22 protein-coding genes, 1 tRNA gene and 2 pseudogenes are annotated in these 20240 nt (G+C 63.3%); 12 read left to right on the top strand and 13 right to left on the bottom strand.

Annotated elements, in window-relative coordinates:
- Window positions 1–190: 190 nt before the first annotated feature.
- From NKI72_RS15515 to NKI72_RS15500, 4 genes are all read right to left on the bottom strand, one after another.
- Complete coding sequence (locus tag NKI72_RS15515) at window positions 191–1078, bottom strand: arginase family protein (RefSeq protein ID WP_352831440.1); 888 nt, start codon at window positions 1076–1078, stop codon at window positions 191–193.
- Window positions 1079–1448: 370 nt separating this feature from the next.
- The gene (locus tag NKI72_RS15510) at window positions 1449–1949 is read right to left on the bottom strand and encodes a DUF6496 domain-containing protein (RefSeq protein ID WP_352850290.1); all 501 of its coding nucleotides are present in this window, start codon (window positions 1947–1949) and stop codon (window positions 1449–1451) included.
- 122 nt (window positions 1950–2071) lie between these two features.
- Window positions 2072–2749: a dienelactone hydrolase family protein gene (locus NKI72_RS15505; RefSeq protein WP_352471474.1), complete on the bottom strand. Its 678-nt coding sequence runs from the start codon at window positions 2747–2749 to the stop codon at window positions 2072–2074.
- Window positions 2750–2760: 11 nt separating this feature from the next.
- Window positions 2761–3477 (bottom strand): phosphoribosyltransferase, encoded by a 717-nt coding sequence (locus tag NKI72_RS15500; RefSeq protein WP_352471473.1) that lies wholly within the window; start codon window positions 3475–3477, stop codon window positions 2761–2763.
- Window positions 3478–3792: 315 nt separating this feature from the next.
- Here NKI72_RS15500 and NKI72_RS15495 point away from each other — a divergent pair, with 315 nt between their 5' ends.
- On the top strand, window positions 3793–4203 hold the full coding sequence (locus NKI72_RS15495; protein WP_352850289.1) for a CBS domain-containing protein: 411 nt from the start codon (window positions 3793–3795) through the stop codon (window positions 4201–4203).
- 87 nt (window positions 4204–4290) lie between these two features.
- Here the strand turns inward: NKI72_RS15495 and NKI72_RS15490 are convergent, their stop codons facing one another.
- On the bottom strand, window positions 4291–4770 hold the full coding sequence (locus NKI72_RS15490; RefSeq protein ID WP_352831442.1) for an Hsp20/alpha crystallin family protein: 480 nt from the start codon (window positions 4768–4770) through the stop codon (window positions 4291–4293).
- Between the two features lie 283 nt (window positions 4771–5053).
- Between NKI72_RS15490 and NKI72_RS15485 the strand changes: the two genes are divergently transcribed.
- Both NKI72_RS15485 and NKI72_RS15480 read left to right on the top strand, forming a co-directional pair.
- Window positions 5054–5491: a DUF2267 domain-containing protein gene (locus NKI72_RS15485; RefSeq protein WP_023677864.1), complete on the top strand. Its 438-nt coding sequence runs from the start codon at window positions 5054–5056 to the stop codon at window positions 5489–5491.
- A 49-nt stretch (window positions 5492–5540) separates the two neighbouring features.
- A pseudogene (locus NKI72_RS15480) lies at window positions 5541–6010 on the top strand (YbhB/YbcL family Raf kinase inhibitor-like protein).
- Window positions 6011–6034: 24 nt separating this feature from the next.
- Here the strand turns inward: NKI72_RS15480 and NKI72_RS15475 are convergent.
- The gene (locus NKI72_RS15475; RefSeq protein ID WP_352831444.1) at window positions 6035–7510 is read right to left on the bottom strand and encodes an FAD-dependent oxidoreductase; all 1476 of its coding nucleotides are present in this window, start codon (window positions 7508–7510) and stop codon (window positions 6035–6037) included.
- 1 nt (window position 7511) lies between these two features.
- Window positions 7512–8522 (bottom strand): hypothetical protein, encoded by a 1011-nt coding sequence (locus NKI72_RS15470; RefSeq protein ID WP_352564563.1) that lies wholly within the window; start codon window positions 8520–8522, stop codon window positions 7512–7514.
- A 266-nt stretch (window positions 8523–8788) separates the two neighbouring features.
- Here NKI72_RS15470 and NKI72_RS15465 point away from each other — a divergent pair, with 266 nt between their 5' ends.
- A complete protein-coding gene (locus NKI72_RS15465; protein WP_352564561.1) occupies window positions 8789–8941 on the top strand; it encodes a hypothetical protein in 153 nt (50 codons plus the stop codon).
- A gap of 142 nt (window positions 8942–9083) precedes the next feature.
- Window positions 9084–9517 (top strand): annotated as a pseudogene (locus NKI72_RS15460) (YqaA family protein).
- Between the two features lie 199 nt (window positions 9518–9716).
- On the opposite strand, the gene NKI72_RS15455 reads toward NKI72_RS15460, so the two are convergent.
- The 3 genes from NKI72_RS15455 to NKI72_RS15445 form a co-directional block, all read right to left on the bottom strand.
- Window positions 9717–10490 carry a sulfite exporter TauE/SafE family protein gene (locus tag NKI72_RS15455; protein WP_352471466.1) on the bottom strand — a complete coding sequence of 258 codons (774 nt, stop codon included), beginning with the start codon at window positions 10488–10490 and terminating at the stop codon, window positions 9717–9719.
- Window positions 10491–10714: 224 nt separating this feature from the next.
- Window positions 10715–11602, bottom strand: coding sequence for a DUF1259 domain-containing protein (locus NKI72_RS15450; protein WP_352471465.1), 888 nt, complete (start codon window positions 11600–11602; stop codon window positions 10715–10717).
- A gap of 92 nt (window positions 11603–11694) precedes the next feature.
- On the bottom strand, window positions 11695–12321 hold the full coding sequence (locus tag NKI72_RS15445) for a hypothetical protein (protein WP_352831448.1): 627 nt from the start codon (window positions 12319–12321) through the stop codon (window positions 11695–11697).
- A 263-nt stretch (window positions 12322–12584) separates the two neighbouring features.
- Here NKI72_RS15445 and NKI72_RS15440 point away from each other — a divergent pair, with 263 nt between their 5' ends.
- Window positions 12585–13490, top strand: coding sequence for an alpha/beta fold hydrolase (locus tag NKI72_RS15440; RefSeq protein ID WP_352831450.1), 906 nt, complete (start codon window positions 12585–12587; stop codon window positions 13488–13490).
- Here the strand turns inward: NKI72_RS15440 and NKI72_RS15435 are convergent.
- Both NKI72_RS15435 and NKI72_RS15430 read right to left on the bottom strand, forming a co-directional pair.
- Window positions 13485–13561: transfer RNA gene (locus NKI72_RS15435), tRNA-Arg, on the bottom strand. The two genes, NKI72_RS15440 and NKI72_RS15435, sit on opposite strands and share 6 nt — an antisense overlap.
- A gap of 47 nt (window positions 13562–13608) precedes the next feature.
- Window positions 13609–14301 carry a winged helix-turn-helix transcriptional regulator gene (locus NKI72_RS15430; protein ID WP_352457625.1) on the bottom strand — a complete coding sequence of 231 codons (693 nt, stop codon included), beginning with the start codon at window positions 14299–14301 and terminating at the stop codon, window positions 13609–13611.
- Between the two features lie 338 nt (window positions 14302–14639).
- Here NKI72_RS15430 and NKI72_RS15425 point away from each other — a divergent pair, with 338 nt between their 5' ends.
- From NKI72_RS15425 to NKI72_RS15410, 4 genes are all read left to right on the top strand, one after another.
- Window positions 14640–14966 (top strand): DUF1330 domain-containing protein, encoded by a 327-nt coding sequence (locus tag NKI72_RS15425; RefSeq protein WP_023677873.1) that lies wholly within the window; start codon window positions 14640–14642, stop codon window positions 14964–14966.
- Window positions 14967–15087: 121 nt separating this feature from the next.
- On the top strand, window positions 15088–15618 hold the full coding sequence (locus NKI72_RS15420) for a hypothetical protein (protein ID WP_352570595.1): 531 nt from the start codon (window positions 15088–15090) through the stop codon (window positions 15616–15618).
- Window positions 15619–15752: 134 nt separating this feature from the next.
- Complete coding sequence (locus NKI72_RS15415; RefSeq protein ID WP_352451191.1) at window positions 15753–16043, top strand: hypothetical protein; 291 nt, start codon at window positions 15753–15755, stop codon at window positions 16041–16043.
- 38 nt (window positions 16044–16081) lie between these two features.
- A complete protein-coding gene (locus tag NKI72_RS15410; protein WP_352831451.1) occupies window positions 16082–16228 on the top strand; it encodes a glycine zipper domain-containing protein in 147 nt (48 codons plus the stop codon).
- Between the two features lie 72 nt (window positions 16229–16300).
- Here the strand turns inward: NKI72_RS15410 and NKI72_RS15405 are convergent, their stop codons facing one another.
- Window positions 16301–17464: a M20 aminoacylase family protein gene (locus NKI72_RS15405; protein WP_352616115.1), complete on the bottom strand. Its 1164-nt coding sequence runs from the start codon at window positions 17462–17464 to the stop codon at window positions 16301–16303.
- Between the two features lie 270 nt (window positions 17465–17734).
- Between NKI72_RS15405 and NKI72_RS15400 the strand changes: the two genes are divergently transcribed.
- A complete protein-coding gene (locus NKI72_RS15400) occupies window positions 17735–18913 on the top strand; it encodes a D-alanyl-D-alanine carboxypeptidase family protein (RefSeq protein ID WP_352831457.1) in 1179 nt (392 codons plus the stop codon).
- 4 nt (window positions 18914–18917) lie between these two features.
- Window positions 18918–20045, top strand: coding sequence for a CobW family GTP-binding protein (locus tag NKI72_RS15395; protein WP_352831453.1), 1128 nt, complete (start codon window positions 18918–18920; stop codon window positions 20043–20045).
- The last annotated feature ends 195 nt before the right edge of the window (window positions 20046–20240 follow it).

The raw sequence follows: 20240 nt of genomic DNA, 5'->3' as shown, positions 1-20240 counted from the left end.
GGCGAATCTCCTTGGCGATAGCCGGGTAGAAGAAGCCGAATGCTTCGGTCGCACACTCCGAACCATGTTCGTTGAGAACGGTTCCCGATGAGGTAGCACCACAGAATGGGTGCGCGCGGCGATCCGTCAGACCGACGGCCATTCGTGCCGGCGGATTGCATTTGTGCACAAGTGCAGGACTCCCATTGGTCTACCGGCCGCGAAGGGAAGCGACCAGAATGTCGATCAGCAGCTCGCCACAGCGACGATCCGGATCGCGGTCGGGATCATAGATCGTCACCTCCATCCCAATCACGCGTGGATCGTTGCACCATGTGCGAAGGGCTTCGACAGCTTCGTCGGGCAAGACACCGCCGGCCTCCGGCGTATCGACAGCCGACATGATCTCGCTGTCCAGCACGTTGACATCGAAGTGAACGAATACACCCTCGATGTCCTGCCCTGCGATCGCGTCAAGCGCTATGCGTGCCGCATCGGCGAAGCCGCGCCGCCGCACTTCAGCCAAATCCATCCGGTGAACATCGGTGTCGAAGACGGCCTTGGACGTGTAAGTCGCGGGGTCCTGCACATCGCGATAGCCAAACGCGACTACGTCGGCCTCACGGACCAAAGGAGTGTGCTCGCCGAAATCGGTCAGGAGCGTCGGGCCATGGCCGGTCACGAAGGCCAAATCCATGCCCGCGGCTCCCTTTGACGGCGAGGTATCCGGCAATTTGAAATCGGTGTGCCCATCGAAGAAGATAAGGCCGTAGCGGCCACGACGCCGTAGCGCGAGCGCAGGGCCAAGCAACACACTGCAATCGCCGCCGAGCATGAGCAGGAACCCTCCCGAGTTCAGCTCCTCGTCGACCGCTTCGGCAAGCGTCTTGGAATACTGGCGCAGGGCCTGGGCATTGCGCACGCCCGTCGCAGGATCCACCTCAGGCCGATAAGGCGGAGCCCGAACCGAGCGCAACGGACCGGCGCCTAAACGGTCGGCGAGACCAAGCGATTGAAGTGTCTCCGGCGCCTTCCACACGCCGGGCTCCGGCTCACCCTCCTGCGGCATCAGCCCAAGATTAGAGGGCGCGCCGAGCAAAGCGATATGTCTCGTCTGAGTGGTGTCTCGCGGCATTGTCGTGCTGGCAGCTGAGGTCATGATCAGAGTTCTCCGCGTTATGGGCGATACGCATCATGCTCAAGAAACAGGCTGCGCTTTCCTGACCGGTCTCCCGCTGCCCTTGCCGCCGTGTACCTCCGGTCGGTGTCACGCGTCAGGCAGCATCGCGAGCGACGAGTATTGCTCGTTCAGCGCCACCGTTTCGTCAGCGGTGATTTCGAAGTCGATGTTGTCCCGCGGATGCAGGCTCGCCTTGGGCAGCGGCGTTGTCCCGCGCTGCCGGGGCAGATCTCGATACCGGTCGCTTGGGCCATATCGGATTTCCAGGAGGCGAACTGCCGTCTTTGAACTATGCGTGGTGCGCGCGCGTTCTGGCGGCCTTCTGCGCCGCCGCCTTCCTTCCGCTGGCGCCTTTCGTCTCGGCGGCCTTCTTGGCAGCGGCCGAGCGCTCCTCAGCCGTCCGGCGCGAGGCCGCACGCTTGGCCTGCTGCGCCAGCGCCTCGTGCGACGCCGTACTCCTCGGCTCGTGCTCGAGCACCTTGGAGACGGCTTTCGACACCCGCGGGCGGCGTTTCGGCGTGCGTTGACCCTGGCCGGCCTCATAGGCGTATTCGGCGCTTTTGCGCGTGCTCTCCTTCACCTTGCCCTTTTTGGGCGGGGGCAGGTCTACGCCTGCGCGTCTTGCCTCGGAAAGCCCGATGGCGATGGCCTGCTGCGTCGAGCGCGCGCCGTGCTCGCCGCGGCGGATTTTATCGATCTCCTCGTGCACGAACTCGCCGGCCTGTGTGCTCGGCGATTTGCCCTCGCGCTTGTCCTTTCGGGCCTTCTCGATGGTTTTCTTGTCCGGCATTGTCTTTCTCCCTCATACGGGTTGCGACAGCCATTCGGGTTGCAGCTGCGCGCGGTCTTATGAGGATCATAACGCGTTGAGGACGCAAATGATCCCGGGACTGGTGATCCAAGCCCCAGCTGTCAGGACGTCGACGCCGATCTGTCCGAAATCAGATGGCGCAAGAACCATCGGCTCGCCAGGCCCGCGACTTCGTCCAGGGCGCCGGGTTCCTCGAACAGGTGCGTCGCGCCAGGGACGATGGCGAGCTCCTTCTCGCAGTGGAGCGCCGCCAGCGCCGAGCGGTTGAGCGCGATCACCTGCTTGTCCGCGCCTCCGACGACGAGCAAGGTCGGCGCCCGGACGCGCGGCAGGGCGTGCGCTGCAAGATCGGGCCGGCCACCACGCGAAACCACGGCCGCGGCCTGGTCGGGCCGCTCGGCCGCCGCCACCAGGGCGGCACCGGCGCCCGTGCTCGCGCCGAAATAGCCAAGACGCAACCCCGATGTTTCCGGCGAGGCGCCGAGCCAATCCGTGACGCCGACCAGCCGGTCGGCGAGCAGTCCGATATTGAAGCGCAACTCGGCCGTGACCTGGTCGATCCGCTCCTCTTCGGCCGTTAACAGGTCGATGAGGAAGGCGGCGAGGTTCGCCTCGTTCAGCCTTCCTGCCACGTAGCGGTTGCGCGGGCTGTGGCGGCTGCTTCCGCTGCCATGGGCAAAGAGCACAAGGCCACGAGCATCCGAGGGCAACGAAAGATTGCCCTCAAGCGTGACAGGTCCCGCGGGAACATGCACGACGTGCTCGCTATCCCGGTCCATATCCATCTCCGCTATGTCGATCTGGTGCCAGGCGCCGGACCCGCGCCCGCGCGCCCAGCCAATTCCTCTTCGGAAGCGGCGGGCTTGGGCCCGGACCTGGCGAGGAGCGCGCGGACCTCTTCATCGCTCGTCTGCGAGAAATCCACGTACCAGCGCCCGACACCCAGCAACGGCTCTGGTGTCGTCGCGCAAACGACCTCGTCGGCGTCCGCCCGCATCGCGTCGCAAGTGTCGGGGCTACCGACGGGAACGGCCGCGACAATATGGGCGGCGTGGTTTTTTCGCAGCGCCTTGATCCCGGCCCGCATGGTCGATCCGGTCGCAAGCCCGTCATCCACGAGGATAATGGTTCGTCCATTCAACTGCGGTGGGGGTCGCCCGTCCCTATAGAGGTGCTCGCGGCGCAGAAGCTCTTTTTCCTCCCTTGCAGCGACCGCGTCGATGACATGTGGCGGGATCGCGAGACCGTTGACGATTTCGTCGTTCAGGACACGTACGCCTGAGGGCGCGATCGCCCCCATGGCCAGTTCCTCGTGGCCGGGGACGCCGAGCTTGCGCACGACGAAGACGTCGAGCGGTGCCTTGAGTGCCTGCGCGACCTCGTAGCCGACCGGCACGCCGCCTCGGGGCAGCGCCAATACGATCACATCGTCGCGGCCGGCAAAGCGAACGAGTTCCCCGGCGAGTTGCCGCCCGGCCTCGCGGCGATCTGAAAAGATGATAGCCATGACCTTCAATCCGCGTGCATCTGTTTTCCCGGTGGATGTTTTTTCACCAGCCTGCGTCCACATTCCGTGGGATGGCTGCGGCACCGGTACCATTTTGGAACTCGCTCGCTGCCTGGACGTTCCAAGAATAGTTTCGATCGCGAGGTGCCGGCACCGGCACGCGCCTCAGCGCGGATCGGGAAGATCGAAGATAGTGATCCGTACATGCCTCGTCCGGCCAGCTGGCAATCTAGCGATGCGTGGCAACAGGGCCGTCTGGCGACTTGTTGCCTCAGCAATCAGGGAAAGGAATATCCCATGCAAGTTCAGGAGATCATGAGCCGTCGGACCGAACTGGTCGGCCCGAACACGACAATGAGGGATGCCGCCCGGAAAATGCGTGCCGACAATCTCGGCGCCCTTCCGGTCGGCGAGAATGACAGGCTGGTCGGCATGGTGACGGACCGCGACATCGTGATGCGCGGCGTCGCCGAGGAGCGCTCAGCCGGCAACACGACCGTTCGCGAGGTCATGTCCGAGCATGTCTATTGGTGCTTCGATGACGCCGATATCACCGATGCGGCGAAGATCATGGCCAAGCATCAGGTGCGTCGTCTTCCGGTGATCAATCACGACAAGCGCCTCGTCGGCGTCATTGCCCTGGCCGACCTCGGGCGGACCGATAAGGAAGCCGCCAAAATCGCTCTCGAAGGCGTTTCCGAGGCAACGGACGATCCCCGGCGCTAGACGCTCGCTGGGCGGTTGCCGCCGTGCTCGCCGTTCTTCTCCATCTGGGCTGAACGCCGCCTGCTCAGGCAGCCTTCAGTTTGGCAACTATCGCGCTTTCACTTCTATGCGGCGTGTCTTGTCCTTTGCAGCGGGGTTCTTCGGAAGCTCGACAGCCAAAATGCCGTTTCTGAAAGTGGCCTGCACCTTGTCGGCATCGATCTCCGCTTCCAGCGGGATGGTCCGCTGAAACCGGCCATAACTGCGTTCGCTGTAGGTGCGGCCGCCTTCGCCTTCCTTGTGCTCCGAACGCTTCTCGCCCGTAATAAAGAGGGTGTTTTCGCGCAGCTTGAGCTCAACGTCCTTCTGCTCGAGCCCCGGCAATTCGGCGGTGACCTTATAGGCTTGGTCTGTTTCATGTACGTCGACGCTCGGCCAAAGATCGCCGGCCGTAGTCGCTTCGGCCATCGGCGCGAAGAAGTCGTCGAACAGGCGGTCAATCTGCCGGTGGAATGACGTGAGCGGGTCGCGCGCGGATGGGTAGAGGCTGCGCGATGGCGTCCGGGGCGCCAACTCGTGATGTGCCATGGTTCTTCTCCTGTTTTTTGTGTCTGCATCACTCGTCGCCATGTGATCGGCGACGGCAAACAAAACTCGTCCACCCATGAGGATGTTCCGGTGCCGGCCAAGAAAGGTGGTCGAAAAACAGCGGCAAAAAAGCCGGCCCGAATTCCCTCATGACGGGACCTCCGACAACAGACGGGACCTCCGACAATAAATGCGCATCAGGACATGCGCATGGGGGAACAACGGGCAGGTACGGCTGTTTGGTCACATCACCTAGTCGGATTTGAACGGAAGGAGGATTTCGATGAATGCCACCGGACTCGACGTATTCGACAAGACACTGCAGACCACGAACATCTGGCTCGACGAGATCATGGACGAGATTGGACCGGATCGGCAGGTCGCCTGGCACGTTCTCGGAGCGGTGCTGCACGCCCTGCGCGACCGTATGCAGCCGGATCTTGCAGCCCACCTCGGCTCGCAGCTGCCGATCCTGGTGCGCGGCGCCTTCTATGACCAATATCAGCCTTCCAAAGCTCCCGAGAAGATGCGGTCGCTCGACGAGTTTCTGGCCAAGATCAAGGCGGAGCTGGAATTTACCCGCCCGGTCGATTCCAAGGATGCATTCAGGGTCGTGTCCAAGGTACTCGCCCATCACGTCGGAGAAGGACAGATGCACAAGGTCTGGGAATCCCTGCCGGGCGAGATAAGACGCGTCGCCGAAGCTCAGCAAGCGGCGTGAACGGCGCAGGCGCGGGCTTCTCGGTCGCAACCTCCTTGGGGAAATAGCAATGCCACTCACCCTTATCAGCCCGGCGTTCCGGGCAGGCGGAAGAATTCCCGAAAAATATGCGCGTGACGGCCAGAACGTCTCGCCGCCGCTGAAGTGGTCCGTGTCCCGGATGGTACCAAGAGCCTTGTTCTTGTCGTGCGGGATCCCGATGCACCAAGCGGGATTTTCGGGCACTGGGCGGTGTTCAACATCCCGCCGGATGCCGGGGGACTAGCCGAGGCCGAAGACGGCAAGCCCGGCCCGTCGGCACTCAGGCAAGGCACCAACGATTTCGGCAATGCGTATTACGATGGTCCGCAGCCGCCTGCAGGGCACGGCGTCCACCATTACCACTTCCTGCTGGCCGCGCTCGATGTGCCGAGCCTCAGCGTACCAGGACAGGCGGGCGTGCATCAGGTCTGGAAGCAAGCCCAGAAACACGCATTGGAGGAGACGGAGCTGGTCGGAACCTACGAACGGCCGGCGTGACGCGGGCCGTGTCGGTCGCCGCCTTCACAATGTAATCTGGGCAAGCGGTTTTCGGGCAGGGCCGTGGATGACCGAACCGTCGGCGGCGAAGATCGAGCCGTGGCAGGGACAATCCCAGGTGTGGTCCGCATTGTTCCAGGTTACGGTGCAGCCCTTGTGGGTGCAAATCGCCGAAACCGCCTGGAGTGCGCCTTCGGTGTCTCTCCACGCCGCAATCTTTTCGTCTCCCCTGACGATCACGCCGCCCATACCAGGCGCAATGTCGTGGGTGCTCGAGACGATCGATTGACTGCGGCCGTTCTTGTGGAAGTCCTCAGGATAGGGCCGGGCCGGATCGTAGAGTTGTTGCCATGGGCTCGGGCGGCCGCAGATCAGGTCGGCGATCATCGCGCCCACGGCCGTCCCGTTGGTGATGCCCCAGGCGTTGAAGCCCGTGGCAATGTGGAAGCCGGCGGCCTTGGCGGGATCGGGTTCGCCGGCATATGGGATCCTGTCGGCCGTATCATAGTCCTCATTGCACCAGCGCCAGGCGACGTCGCCGACCGGAAGGTTCTTTCTTGCCCAGTTTTCCAGTTCGACAAACCGCTTGGCCACGTCGCCGTCCCAGCCGGTGTTGAACTTGGGGCCGAGCGTGACCAGCAGTGGCCCTTCGGCATCACGGCCCGTGCGGATGGAATGCGTCGGGTCGTCGATGCCGATGAACATGCCGTCGACAGGGAGGGGATCGTCGATCCGAAAGGCCATGGCGGTGTGGCAGCGCGGTTGCGTCCGGTTCGCCATGCCGACGGGGCTCTTCACCGTCATGTTGGTGGCGACGACGACGTGCCCGGCATCAACGGCGCCGCCATCGGTGACGACGCGCCAGCGGCTTGCCTCGTCGATCGAGGTGGCGCGGCTGTTTTCGAAGATCCGACCGCCACGGGCCGTCACCGCTTCCGCCAGGCCAACCAGATACATCGCCGGATTGAACTGCGCCTGGTCGGGGAACCGTAGCGCGGCGGCCGTTACGAAAGGCAGCGGCGCGCGGTCGAGGATCTCGGCCTCCAGCCCGACCTGGCGCGCGGCCTCCGCCTCGGCCGCAATCTCCGCGCAGCGGCTTTCACTGCAGGTGTAGGTATAGGCGTCCTTGCTCTCGAAATCGCAGGCGATGGCGCAGTTGTTAACCCAATCGCGGATTTGGCGCGCGCCGGCGGAATTCGCATCGGCATAGGTCTGCGCCAGGTCCCGGCCAACGCTGTCGATGAGATGACGATAGATCAGCGCATGCTGCGTGGTGATCTTGGCCGTCGAGCGGCCGGTCACCTGGCCGCCTGTGCGCAGGCCTTCGAGGACGACCACCGACCGGCCCGCCTCGCAAAGCCGAAGCGCCGTCGTCAGCCCGACAATTCCAGCACCCACGACAACGGCGTCCGCACGGATCGACCCTTCGAGCTGGGGATAGTTCGTGGAGGCGGCTGCCGCCACCCAACAGCTTCCCGGTTTTCCCAAGAGAATGGCCATTTCAACCGCGCCCCTTGCGTCTCCATGCACTTCCATCGACAACCGCGCCGGCGGAGGAACGTTCCCGAGCTTGGTCGCTTTCAATCATTGTCTCGCCACCCCGGGTCAGAAAAGCGCCGGGAAGGTGCGAGGTGCAGGCCATCACCCAGGTGATCGCCTCGCGGTCGTATTCGTCGCCGGAGCGCCAGTCCTCGAAGAAGGCGTTCAGCCTATCGACACGCCCCGGCCAGATACCGGCGGCCTGCAGGCCGAGCGAAACGCCGTAATTGGTGAAGGCGAACTTGGTATCGCGCAGCCATGGCGCGCGGCTGAAATAACCGGGCGGGTCGACCCACATCGTTTCCAGGGTTCGCTGCGAACGCCTCGTCTGGGCCTCGGCCCACGGCTCGTCGGGAAAGAAATGGGCGAGCCACAGCATCATGCCGAGGCCGAGGTCCTGCTCGATGTCGAGCCTGCGCCAGTCGCGCTCCATCAGGGCACGCATCTGCGCGATCTCGGGCGCCAGTTCCTCGTCGTCGAGCATTCGGTAAGAGACGTAGCCGTCATAGGCATCCATGCTGCCGAGGCCGTAGCCGGGGTAAGGACCGCTCAAATCCTCCTGCATCTTCCAGATCACGCCGCGGCCAGGGACCACAAACGCCGGGTGAATGTCCCGCGCCAGCGCAATGCCGCGCTCGCGGTATTCCGGCCTCAGATCGCCGAGACGCGCCAAAGCAAACAGCCACATCGCCAGATAGTGGAAGTACTGGCCGTCGCGATCGGCCGCTTCGCCGATCCTCAGTCCGCGCCGGCGGCCGAGCACACGCTCGACATCCACGACCAGCCGCTCGGCCGCGTCCAGCCAGCGCTGTTCGCCAGTTTCTGTGCAAAGCGAGACGTAGAGCACGACCCCGAATGCGTCGGTCCACAGATACCGCAAGCCGTTGGGCCAGATGCCTTCGGCGCGCATCCAGTCGAGTTTTTGCAGGACATAATCGACGTCACGCAGCATCGCGCCAAGGCCCGAATCCACGGCAGACTTTGCCGATGTTCGGTTCCATGCGATTGCGGGCATACGGCATATCTGCCTCCGCTCCGGTTGGCCTTAGCCAGATACCCGAAACGATCTGATCGGCGGCAGGTTCCTTGGCCGCTTTCACCGGCGCGACCCTCACGATTCTCGCGGAGACTTTGCAGGCTGAAGGAACAGCAGAATTATGATGCGCTGCGCTGGCCACGGACCGGTATCGCAACTGACGCTGCGCCGGAGCCCTTTAAGGTCGCCTGGCTGCGGGGACGTTGGAAATCGTCGACACACCGGCCGGCGAGCGGACGCGGCTGACCATCGATCGCCAGGCCGACGATCTGGCAGCGACGGTGATCATCGACCGGCCCGGCGGGCCGGAGACGCTTCGCCTCGAAACCTGTCGGCGACAACCATCACCGCCTTGAGAGCACCGTCGCCCCTGCCGAACCGCATGAGTTCCAGGCAGGTCTGGTGCTGACCGCGAAAGATCGCGAACAGGTGCTGCCGTTCAAGATGGTCGAACCCGAAGGTCACCATCATTAGGTCGACTGGCGGATATGCGGTTCAATGACCGATCTCGCGGCCTGTGCTGGTCTGTACCTGGCGGCCTTGCTCGCCGCTACGATCCTGCCGATGCAATCGGAAGCAGTGCTGGTCGAACTCGTGCTTGCGGATTACTCGCCCTGGCTGTTCATCGGAGTCGCGAGCGTCGGCAACGTGCTTGGATCGGTGATCAACTGGCGGCTCGGGCGAGGCATCGAGCGCTTTCGGGGCCAACGGTGGTTTCCGATGAACCAAGCGCAACTGGACCGCGCGCAAGTGTGGTATCGCCGCTATGGAAAGTGGTCGCTCCTGCAGAGTTGGCTGCCGTTGTCGGTGATCCGCTAACCGTCGTCGCGGGCGTCCTGCGCGAGCCTTTTCGGGTTTTCCTTTTGCTGGTCACTGCCGCCAAGGTCGGCCGCTATCTGGTTCTTGCCGCCGTGACCCTGAGCGTGATCTAATCTCACGAAGCTTCTCGAAGCTGAGCTGGTTAGGTCGGCTGGTTCGAAGAGCCCTGTATGATGCGCGCGGACGGGAAGCGCTAGCTCTTTTTGACGGCGACCTTGTCGAGGGCTGCGCGCAGGCCTTTTGCCAGCTTCTGCGTATCGCGCGACCGGTCAACCAAGCTACGGCGCAGCGCTCCAGCCAACATCGACATTGTTAAGACATTCCTGTGGCCGCGCGCCAGGCCTGCACAACGAAGCTGTGCTGGTTCCAGATCATCAGCGCTCCACTCACAGCCATGAGCGCGACCACAAGGCCGCGGAACTGTCGTCCACTTAGGCGTTCGAGCCAGCGCTTGGCCAGCAGATTGGCAAGCGCAGCGCCCAAACCCGCGGCTGCGCCGTACATGACCGCCTGACCACCGAGCGCGCCGAGTCCGGTGAATACCGCGATCTTGACGACATCGGTCACAAACGAGTTCACCGATTTCGTGGCGACCAACGTCTCCTTCTCCGAACCGTAGTTCAGATAGAGCGAATTCAAGACGGGTCCCACCGTGCCCATCAGCGCCGACAACAGCGCGACGATCAGGCCGGCCGGGAGGAACCACCAGCGGCGGGCTCGGTAGCTCCGCTCGCGCGCGCCGCCGCGAAATTCCCAGACTGCACTGATCAGATAGATCCCTATGAGTATCTGGAGCCATTCCGCCCGACTGTTGGCGAAGAGCCAGGAGCCCGCAGCGGCACCGGCGATGGCGCCGGGCAGGTACCAACGGACCAGGCTCCAATCGATGTCGCGCCGGAAGGCCAGGGCGCGGATGGGATTGCCGATGAGCTCGGTCAAGGTGATGACCGGCGCAACAGCCGCGCTCCCTGTGATGAAAGTCACGGCGGGGATCAGCAATAGACCTCCGCCTCCGGCCGAGAGGGTGTTCAGTGTCCAGGTGAGGAACCCCGCCAACGCCAGGAGGCCTAGTCTAATCCAGTCCATCCGATCAGAACGAAGCGGACCTTTGATCGTTCCGAACGCGTTAGTTCGCAAAAGCCCGGCCCGCCCCTTGAGTCTCGTGTGCGATGGAAAGGTGATCTCAGGCGCAATGCTGGTGGCGGAGAGACGCCGTGCCAGAGAACCATTCCCGAGGCGGCGGGAAGAAGGCCGACGATCGCTCCGAGTCGGCCGAACTCCGCCGTTGGACGCGCGCGCGGACGCCCAATCTAGCTCTTTTTGACGGCGACCTTGTCGAGGGCTGCGCGCAGTCCTTTCGCCAGCTTCTGCGCATCGTCGTACGCCCAGAAATGCATGAAGAAGAGCCGCGGTTGCTCATCGAGCATGTGGCTATGCAACGCGGTGATCTCGATGCCGTTATCCAGCATGGCTTTGATAACCGGATTGACCTCCTTTGCTGTCAGCACAAAATCACCCGTGATCGCCGCCTTGCCGCCACCTGTCGATTGGAAGTTAATCGCTATTGCCGAGCCCATGGCCGCCGGCACTTCCATTCCATTTTCCTCGACCGGCTCAGCGCGCGAGATCGTGAACTGGTAGACCGCGCCATTGGCCTTACCCTTATAACCGATGGTTTGGTCGACACCGGCCGTGTCGAACTCGATCTGTGGTGCGGCTTGCGGCTGGGCGCCGCCTCCCATCGGTGTTTTGCTCAGCGCCAATCCGGCATGAAGCGCTGTGGCGAGCGTAACCGGGTCGCCCTGGCCGAAGACGTGCATGTAGAGTGTCATTGGCTCCGCGCGCAGCAAGTGGTTGTGTACCGCAGTGATCTCGATCCCGCTTTCTTCAAGCTTCTTCATGACCGGGTTCACCTCGTCCTGCGTCAGAACGATGTCGCCCATAACCATTGCCTGATCTCCCATGGGTTCGAACGCAATCCAGCCTCCAAGCGCAAATCCGGGTTTCAGGGCCACGCCGTCGAGCGAAACCTTCAGGTCCGTTCGCGGCAGCCCGACCCGGTAGACGCCATCAGGCGTCTCGGTTCCGGATTTGCCGAGCGCCTTAGCGATTGTTTGCCAATCGGGTGCCGCCGATGCCGGTTGGAGCAGCGCCGACATCGCGATCAGCATTGCTCCGGTCACGAGTTTTGCATGCATGGGATTTCTCCTTGTGATCTGCCCCCCAATTTGTCATGCGGCTGCTGGCTTCGTGGCGGGAGGGTCGGCGCCGCGCATGATCGCGGCAATGATTACGATCGCCGGGTCGCGCTCGAGCCCATTTTTGGATCGGGCTCGCCGGCATATGGAATCCTGTCGGCCGTATCATAATCCTCATTGCACCAGCGCCCCACGACGTCGCCGACCGGAAGGTTCTTTCTCGCCCATTTTTCCAGTTCGTCAAACCGCTTCGCCACGTCGCCGTCATAGGCATCCATGCTGCCGAGACGGTAGCCGGGATATGGGCTGCTCAGATCCTCCTGCATCTTCCAGATCACGCCGCGGCCAGGGACCACAAATGCCGGGTGAATGTCCCGCGCCAGCGCAATGCCGCGCTTGCGGTATTCCGGCTTCAGATCGCCGAGACGCGCCAGGGCGAACAGCCACATCGCCAGATAGTGGAAATACTGGCCGTCGCGATCGGCCGCTTCGCCGATCCTCAGTCCGCGCCGGCGGCCGAGCACACGCTCGACATCGGCCACCAGCCGCGCGGCTTCGCCCAGCCAGCGCTCTTCGCCAGTTTCCGCATAAAGCGAGACGTAGAGCACGACCCCAAAGGCATCGGTCCAGAGATAACGCCAGCCGTTGGGCCAGATGCCTTCGGCGCGCATCCAGTCGAGTTTTTGCAGGACATAGTCGACGTCACGCAGCATCGTCACGCAGCATCGCGCCAAGCCCCGAACTGGCAGAGCCGGCCCGTGTTCGGTGTCCCGCGATTGTGAGCATGCGGCATGTCTGCCTCCGCTCCGATTGGCCTTAGCCAGATACCGCGAAACGATCTGATCGGCGGCAGGTTCCTTGGCCGCTGTCACCGGCGCGACCGGGAACCCTCGACCTGATCATGAGTTTCGGATCCAGGCGCTCACAACGGGATGCGGGGGTTACCAGTCATTTTCGGAGCCTTTCGATCGAGGAGGCAAAGTTGCGACACCGCCAAATCAGAGTTGACGGAACTACTGTCTTCTTTCGCGAGGAAGGCCCGGCCGACGCTCCCGTGCTTCTGCTGCCGCACGGCTATCCCTGTTCGTCCTATCAGTTTCGAAGGCTGATGCCCGGACTGGCTGATCGCTGGCACACGTTCGCCCCGGATTTTCCTGGCTTCGGCTACAGCGCTACGCCCGACATGGCTGCATTCGGCTACGATTTCGAGACCTATGCCGGGTTTTTGGCGGCTTTCGCGGACGCGCTCGGCCTATCTCACTATGCGCTCTGGCTGCACGATTACGGCTCGCAGATCGGATTGCGCCACGCCATCGCCTATCCGGAGCGCGTTGCCGCGCTTATCATCCAAAACGGCGACATCTACGAAGACGTGCTCGGCCCGAAATACGCAGCCATCAAGGCGTATTGGAACGACAAGACGCCCGACAAGCATCGCCCGCTGGAAGAAGCGGTGAGCGAGGAGGGCTTCCGGCACGAGTTCATCGGTGAGGTTGGCGAGGCCGTGGCCGAGCGCGTGCCACCGGATCTGTGGAAACTCCATTGGCCTCTGATGGACACGCCGCCCCGTCGGCGGCTTGCGGTCGGCCTGATGGAGAAGCTGGAGGCGAACCTCAACTGGTTCCCGAAATACCAGGCTTATCTGCGCGAACGGCAACCACCGACACTGATCGTCTGGGGTCCCGAGGATGGCTATATGCCGGCCGCATCGGCCCGCGCCTACAAGCGCGACTTGCCGCAAGCAGAGCTCCATCTCCTCAATGGCGCCGGCCACTGGCTACTGGAAACCCATTTCGATGAGGCGCTTGCGTTGGTGCGCGACTTCCTCGCACGCGTTCACAGCCGAGCACCGACGCGACCGTCAGGTAACCAGTTGAAAGCGTGGTGATCCCGACAGGAATCGAACCTGTGACCTACAGATTAGGAATCTGCCGCTCTATCCTACTGAGCTACGGGACCACGCGGCCCGACACATAACCGCTTCGGGACGTTTCGCCAAGAGGCAGCTAGGCCGCTCGCTTGGGTTCGACCGCGAACGGGCTCAGGCCGAGCCAGGTCTGCATTTTGCGCGCGATGTCCTGGTCGCCCGTCAAGATGACTTTCGGCCCGGCCTTCTCGACGGTGATCAGCCCCATCCAGATTTCGGTCATGGTGTGCAGGTCGGTCGAGACGTAGAGATCGACATCGAAGCCCGGATCGTACCAGCAGAGGTCGACCTCGCCGTGCTTCTCGACGATCAGCCACCATGACCGCTTGGAGGCGGGGAGCTCCTGATACAGAAATTGTATTACTGTGCGCCCGTCGGGCAGCGGCGACGCGTTGAGATTGCGCCGCATGTCCCACATCAGCAGCGATGGATCGAGGTTCTTCAGCGACAACCGGGACTCGACCCATTTCTGGCCCCAAAAACCCATCGCCTCGACGACGGAACGCAGATCCCTGCCTGCCTCGGTCATCCGGTATTCGAAGATGCCTTTCTCGCCGCGCACCTCCTTGCGCTCGACGATCCCGGCCAGCTCGAGCTCCTTGAGGCGTTGCGACAGAAGGGTCGGCGACATTTTGGGGACGCCGCGGCGCAAATCGTTGAAACGGGTCGATCCCGCCACCAATTCGCGAAGCAGAACCATGGTCCAGCGGGTGCACAGCACCTCGGCGGCCATCGATAACGGGCAGAACTGTTTGTATCCGGACTGGGTCACGATGTTGCCTTCCCTCAAACTCCGCCGGAACCATAGGCCTTTCCCGGCGACGCGGCGAGTACAGAAACTGTACCGGCCCAGTGCGGTGGATTCGAAGTTCCTGCTTTCTGGGTGGCATCAGCATTAGGAACTTCAAATCCAAAACCACACTGGAAATCCAAGCACTTGCTGGTGTGGCTTTTGAATCCGAAATTCGCTCGCTGCGTTGCTCCAAAGTGAATGCGAATTTCGGATTCGCCACACCAGTACAGATCGCGGACTGGCTGGCGCCGGCCCTGCCATGCGACCCCTTGGCCGCTGCACGGGATACCCCTGTGCACGACCAGGAGACATGACCCATGACCGCTTACGTTATCGCAGACATCAAGGTGAGGGACCCGAAGTGGATGCCGGCCTATGCCGCGTCGGTCCACGACCTCGTTCACAAGCACGGCGGCAGATATCTGTCCCGCAGCGGCAATGTGAAGACGCTCGAAGGCAAGCCGCTCGACACCACGCTGATTGCCTTGATGGCGTTCCCGACCGAGGCCGCGGCGCGCGCCTTCACCGACGATCCTGCCTACGCGCCGTTCGTTTCGGCCCGTCAGGGCGGCAGCGACAGCCGTTTCCAGCTGATCGACAACTCCGATCTGGCCGGAACCATCCCGTATCTGCCGAAGGGATGATCTTCCCCTGCATTCGTCGCATCGGGACAGGGATCTCCCAGCAACAACAGCCACAGCGCCCACCTGCCGGACCTCCTTACCTCCGGCGGCCGGCCGGGCTGTGCTTTTCAAGAAGAATGGAATGACTATGACAATCAACTTTCGCAATAGAGTTCTCGCTGCCGCGGCGCTGCTGTCGGCCTGCACTGCGTTGGCGCAGGCGCATCAGGCAGCGCCCGCGTCCGGTCCCAATCCGCTGGCCGACAAGGTACGCGCGGCCAACAGCCGCTTCGAGAATGTGGCGGCGGCGACCGCCGAGGGCTATGCGCCAATCCCCTGCGCCAGCGGCATCACCGGCGGCGCCATGGGCATCCACTACGTCAATCCGGGCTACCTCAAGGACGACGCTGTCGATGTCGCCAAGCCGGAAGCGGTGATGTACGAGCCGATGGCCGACGGCACGCTAAAACTGATCGCTGTCGAATACATCACCTCGAAAGGCCCGGCCTCGCTCGATGGGCATCTGTTCAACTTCAACAGCGCGCCCAACCGCTATGGCCTCGGCCCGTTCTACGAGCTGCATGTCTGGGCCTGGAAGGGCAACCCGACCGGCGCGTTCGCGGACATGAACCCGAACGTGTCGTGCGAACCGACGACTGCTGCCAGCCAGTAAGCAGCCGCGCCGGGCGGCGCCACCGCCGCCGGGCCGCGCTGAGTTGCGGGGCAGCCGGCAACGGGCGCAAAGACGGCTCAGAGAGCGGAACTTTCGGGATGCCGACGCGCTTTAGTGTCCCGAGGAGAGACCGCATGAGCGCCACCAAAGAGTTCTTTGAGACCTGGCTGCAGGAGAATGTCGGCAATCTGCCGGCCGAGAGCGAGGTGAGCGTCGCTGTCCTGGCGCAGCAATTCGAGCAGGATGCCGATGCTGCCGGCTATGGCCACGAGGTTCGCGAAGACGAACTCGGCAATATCCAGGAGGCGATCGAGGCAGCCCTGACGAAGGCGAGGACAGGCGAAGAGCCGCAGGCTGCCGATGACAATGAGCTGGCGCCGGTCATGGAGGCGCTGGAGGTCGAGGATCCGAAGAGCGGACCGTAGCGGTTGCGGCTCTTCCCTTCCACGCTACATGACCGGGCATGATGGATGCCAAACACCTCACACTCGGCGTCGTGATCGGCGTGGCTATCGGCGTCGTGTTGGACAACATTGTTACGGGCATTGGTATAGGTATCGCTCTGGGCATTGCCTTCGGCCTTGCCCGGAAGTCGTCCGGCCGGAAGTGACCAGCCGAACATGTCCTGCCCAGTTTTGCCGCCCAGAGGTGCGGCGGTTGCCGCACCGCCGATGCCGAATGGCTACGCCGCCAGCGCTGTTTCCGCCAGCTTCACCCAATAGCTCATGCCGTGCGGGATGACCTCGTCGTTGAAGTCGTAGGCTGGGTTGTGCAGGCCGGCGGTATCGCCATTGCCGATGAAGATGAAGGCGCCCGGCCGCGCTTCAAGCATGTAGGAGAAATCCTCGCCGCCCATCACCGGCTGGATGGCGCGGTGCACATGGCTGTCGCCGGCGACGTCGGCCGCGATGTCGCTGGCAAAGACCGTCTCTTCCGGATGGTTGAAGGTGACGGGGTAATTGGCATTGTAATCAACCTCGATTGTCGCGCCGAAGGCAGCGCCCAGGCCTTGGCAAAGTGCGCGGATGCGCTCTTCGGCCTTCTTGGCGACTTCCTTCTTCAGCGTGCGTACGGTGCCGGCGATCTCGGCAGTCTCGGGAATGACGTTATAGGCGTCGCCGGCGTGGAATTTCGTCACCGAGACGACCACCGCCTCGACCGGATCTGTGCTGCGCGAGGCGATCGTCTGCAATGCGCCGACGAGTTGGCTGGTGATGACGATCGGATCGATGGTGCCGTGCGGCATCGCCGCGTGGCCGCCCCGGCCCTTGACGGTGATGGTGAATTCGGCGGTCGCCGCCATGATCGGGCCGGGCCTGATGGCGAACTGGCCGACCGGCAGGCCCGGCATGTTGTGCATGCCGAAAACCTTGGAGATAGCGAAGCGCTCCATCATACCGTCCTTGACCATCTCGTTGCCGCCGCCGCCGCCCTCTTCGGCCGGCTGGAAGATGACCGCGACGGAGCCTGCGAAATTGCGCGTTTCGGCGAGGTATTTGGCGGCACCCAACAACATAGCGGTGTGGCCGTCATGGCCGCAGGCGTGCATCTTGCCGGGGACGGTCGAGGCATAGGATTTGCCGGTGATCTCGTTGAGCGGCAGGGCATCCATGTCGGCGCGCAGGCCGATGGTCGAGCCTTCGCCGTGGCGGCCGCGGATGATGCCGACGACGCCGGTCTTGCCCAAACCCGTCACGATATCGTCGCAGCCGAAAGCCTTCAGCTTCTCGGTGACGAAAGCGGCGGTCTTGAAGACGTCGAAATTCAGCTCCGGCGTCTGGTGCAAATGGCGGCGCCAGCCGGCCACCTCGTCCTGCATTTCGGCGGCTCGGTTCAGGATCGGCATGATGGTTCCATTTCGCTGTTGGAGCAGGCGGTCTTGGCCTGCTGCTTTGCAATTGTGCCTGCTGCCTTGCAACCATGCACGCTGCTTTGCATTGTGCTGCTGCTTCCACATTGTGATCGGCAGCACTTTGCCATGTTGACGTCACATAGAGTAAATAGCACCGCGACTGTGGTCCGGGAACAGAGGGCCGGACCATTATCCTGGCGATCGTGTAACGAAATCTTACGGAGCCAGGTGCGACTGCGGCAAGAGGCTATTTCGGTTTTCATGATGCGCTACAGGCATTTCCTCAGACTGTTGGTGGCGGGCACGGTGGTGCTTGCGTCGCTGGCCGGGCCTGCCTTGGCCAATCCGACAATCCTGTTCGACCTGAACAGCGGCAAGATCCTGCAGCACCAGGAGGCGTTCAGGCGCTGGTACCCGGCGTCGCTGACCAAGCTGATGACCGCCTATGTGGCGTTTCGGGCGATTGCCGCGGGCGAGGTCCAGCTCGATTCGCCGGTCAAGGTAACGAAACATTCTGCCGGCGAGCCGCCGAGCAAGATGGGCTTCAAGCCGGGCTCGGTGATGCGGTTGGACAATGCGCTGAAGATGATGCTGGTCAAATCGGCCAACGATATCGCCATGGCGGTCGGCGAGAATATCGGCGGTTCGCAAGCGGCTTTCGCCGAACGCATGAATGCCGAAGCGCAGAGGCTCGGCATGAGCGGGTCCCATTTCGTCAATCCGAACGGGCTCTATTCGCCGGACCAGTATACGACAGCGCGCGATCTCGCTTTGCTGGTGATGGCGATTCGCAAGGAATTTCCGCAATATGCCCCCTGGTTCTCGATCGAAGGCCTTGCCGTCGGCAAGAAGGCGATCTCCAACTACAACCTGCTGATCGGCCGCTATCCGGGTGCCGACGGCATGAAGACGGGTTTCGTCTGCTCGTCCGGTTTCAACATGATCGGCTCGGCGACCCGCAACGGCCGCACCCTGGTCGCCGTGGTGCTCGGCGAACGATCGGCAGTCACCCGCGCCGAGGCGGCGGCGAAACTGCTCGACCAGGGTTTTGCAACCCCGGCGCCGAGCTGGCTGACGGTCGCGGCGCTGCCCGCCTATGGCGACACCATGTCGGCCAACGACATGAACGACGAAATCTGCAAGAAGAAGCCGGTCGAGGAGCAATCGGAAACCGCACCCGCCGTCGGCGACAAGGGCAAGGACGTGCCGAAATCGCCCTATCAGGAAAAGCTCGACCATGTACCGACGCTGATCGCCGTCGGCCTCGGCGGCGCCACGGGACCGAAGCCGAAGGCGATGCTCGACGCCTCCGGGCAGGAATATGCCGACGTGCCGCTGCCGACATGGCGGCCGGACCGGGCGCCGCCGGCCGGCGCCGAGCCAGTTGTGGCCGGATCCGCCACCGCCGCGCAGGTCCAGCAGCCGGCCAAGGCGCTGAACTAGCCGCATGGCCGGCTTCCCGATCCCCGTTTCGGTGCTCACCGGCTTTCTCGGTGCCGGCAAGACGACGCTGCTCAACCGGCTGCTCCGGGATCCGGCGCTCGCCGACACCGCCGTCATCATCAACGAGTTCGGCGAGGTGGCGATCGACCATCTCCTGGTCGAGCAGGCCTCCGACGGCATCATCCAGCTCTCCGACGGCTGCCTCTGCTGCACGGTGCGCGGCGAGCTGGTCGACACGCTGGCCGACCTCGTCGACCGGCTGCAGACCGGCCGCATCGACCGGCTTGCCCGCGTCATCGTCGAAACCACCGGGCTCGCCGATCCCGCCCCCGTACTGCAGTCGATCATGGCACACCCGGCCCTGGTCCAGGCCTTCCGGCTCGACGGCGTCATCACCCTGATCGATGCCGTCAACGGCAATGCGACGCTCGATGCGCATGTCGAGGCGGTGAAGCAGGTGGCCGTCGCCGATCGCATGGTGCTCAGCAAGGCCGACCTGACCACGGATGCAGGCGATGTCGAGGCGTTGCGGGCGCGGCTCAGGCAGCTCAACCCGGGCGCCGTGGTGCTCGACGTGGGCGAGGCAAGCACCGCGACCCTGTTCGATAGCGGCCTCTACAATCCGGCCACCAAATCCGTCGATGTGCAGCGTTGGCTCGGCGAACAAGCCGGCCACGACCATGACCACGGCGGGCATGACCACGGCGGGCATGATCACGACGGGCATGACCATGCCGACCATGATCACCATGACCACAGGCACGATTCCCGCGTGCGTTCGTATTCGCTGGTTCATGACGGGCCGGTGCCGTTTTCGGCAATCGAGATGTTTCTCGATCTGTTGCGCTCGGCGCATGGCGAGCGCCTTTTGCGGATGAAAGGCGTCATCGAGCTTGCAGAAGACCCGTCGCGGCCGCTGGTTATCCATGGCGTGCAGAAGATCCTGCATCCGCCGGTGCAACTGCCGGCCTGGCCGGACAGCCAGCGCGGCACCAGGCTGGTGCTGATCACGCTCGACATGCCCGAAGACTATGTCCGGCGGCTGTTCGCCGCCTTCACCAACCGGCCGTCGATCGACACGCCGGATCGCGCAGCACTGGAAAGCAACCCGCTGGCTATTGCCGGATCGTGATCTCCCCCCTTGAGGGGGAGATGTCGCCGAAGGCGACAGAGGGGGTCGCCTCGGCTGGCGCGACCCCCCTGTGGGACCAAACTTGGTGCTTCACGCGCGGCGACCCCCTCTGGCCTGCCGGCCATCTCCCCCTCAAGGGGGTGTTTGGACCGGAGACATCGCGAACAGGTGTGCGAGGACATCGCGAACAGTGCT

The sequence above is a fragment of the Mesorhizobium sp. M0437 genome, from assembly GCF_040321335.1.
Lineage (GTDB): Bacteria > Pseudomonadota > Alphaproteobacteria > Rhizobiales > Rhizobiaceae > Mesorhizobium.
The sequence above is the reverse complement of the archived record's forward strand: the minus strand, read 5'-3'. Positions and strand labels throughout refer to the sequence as shown.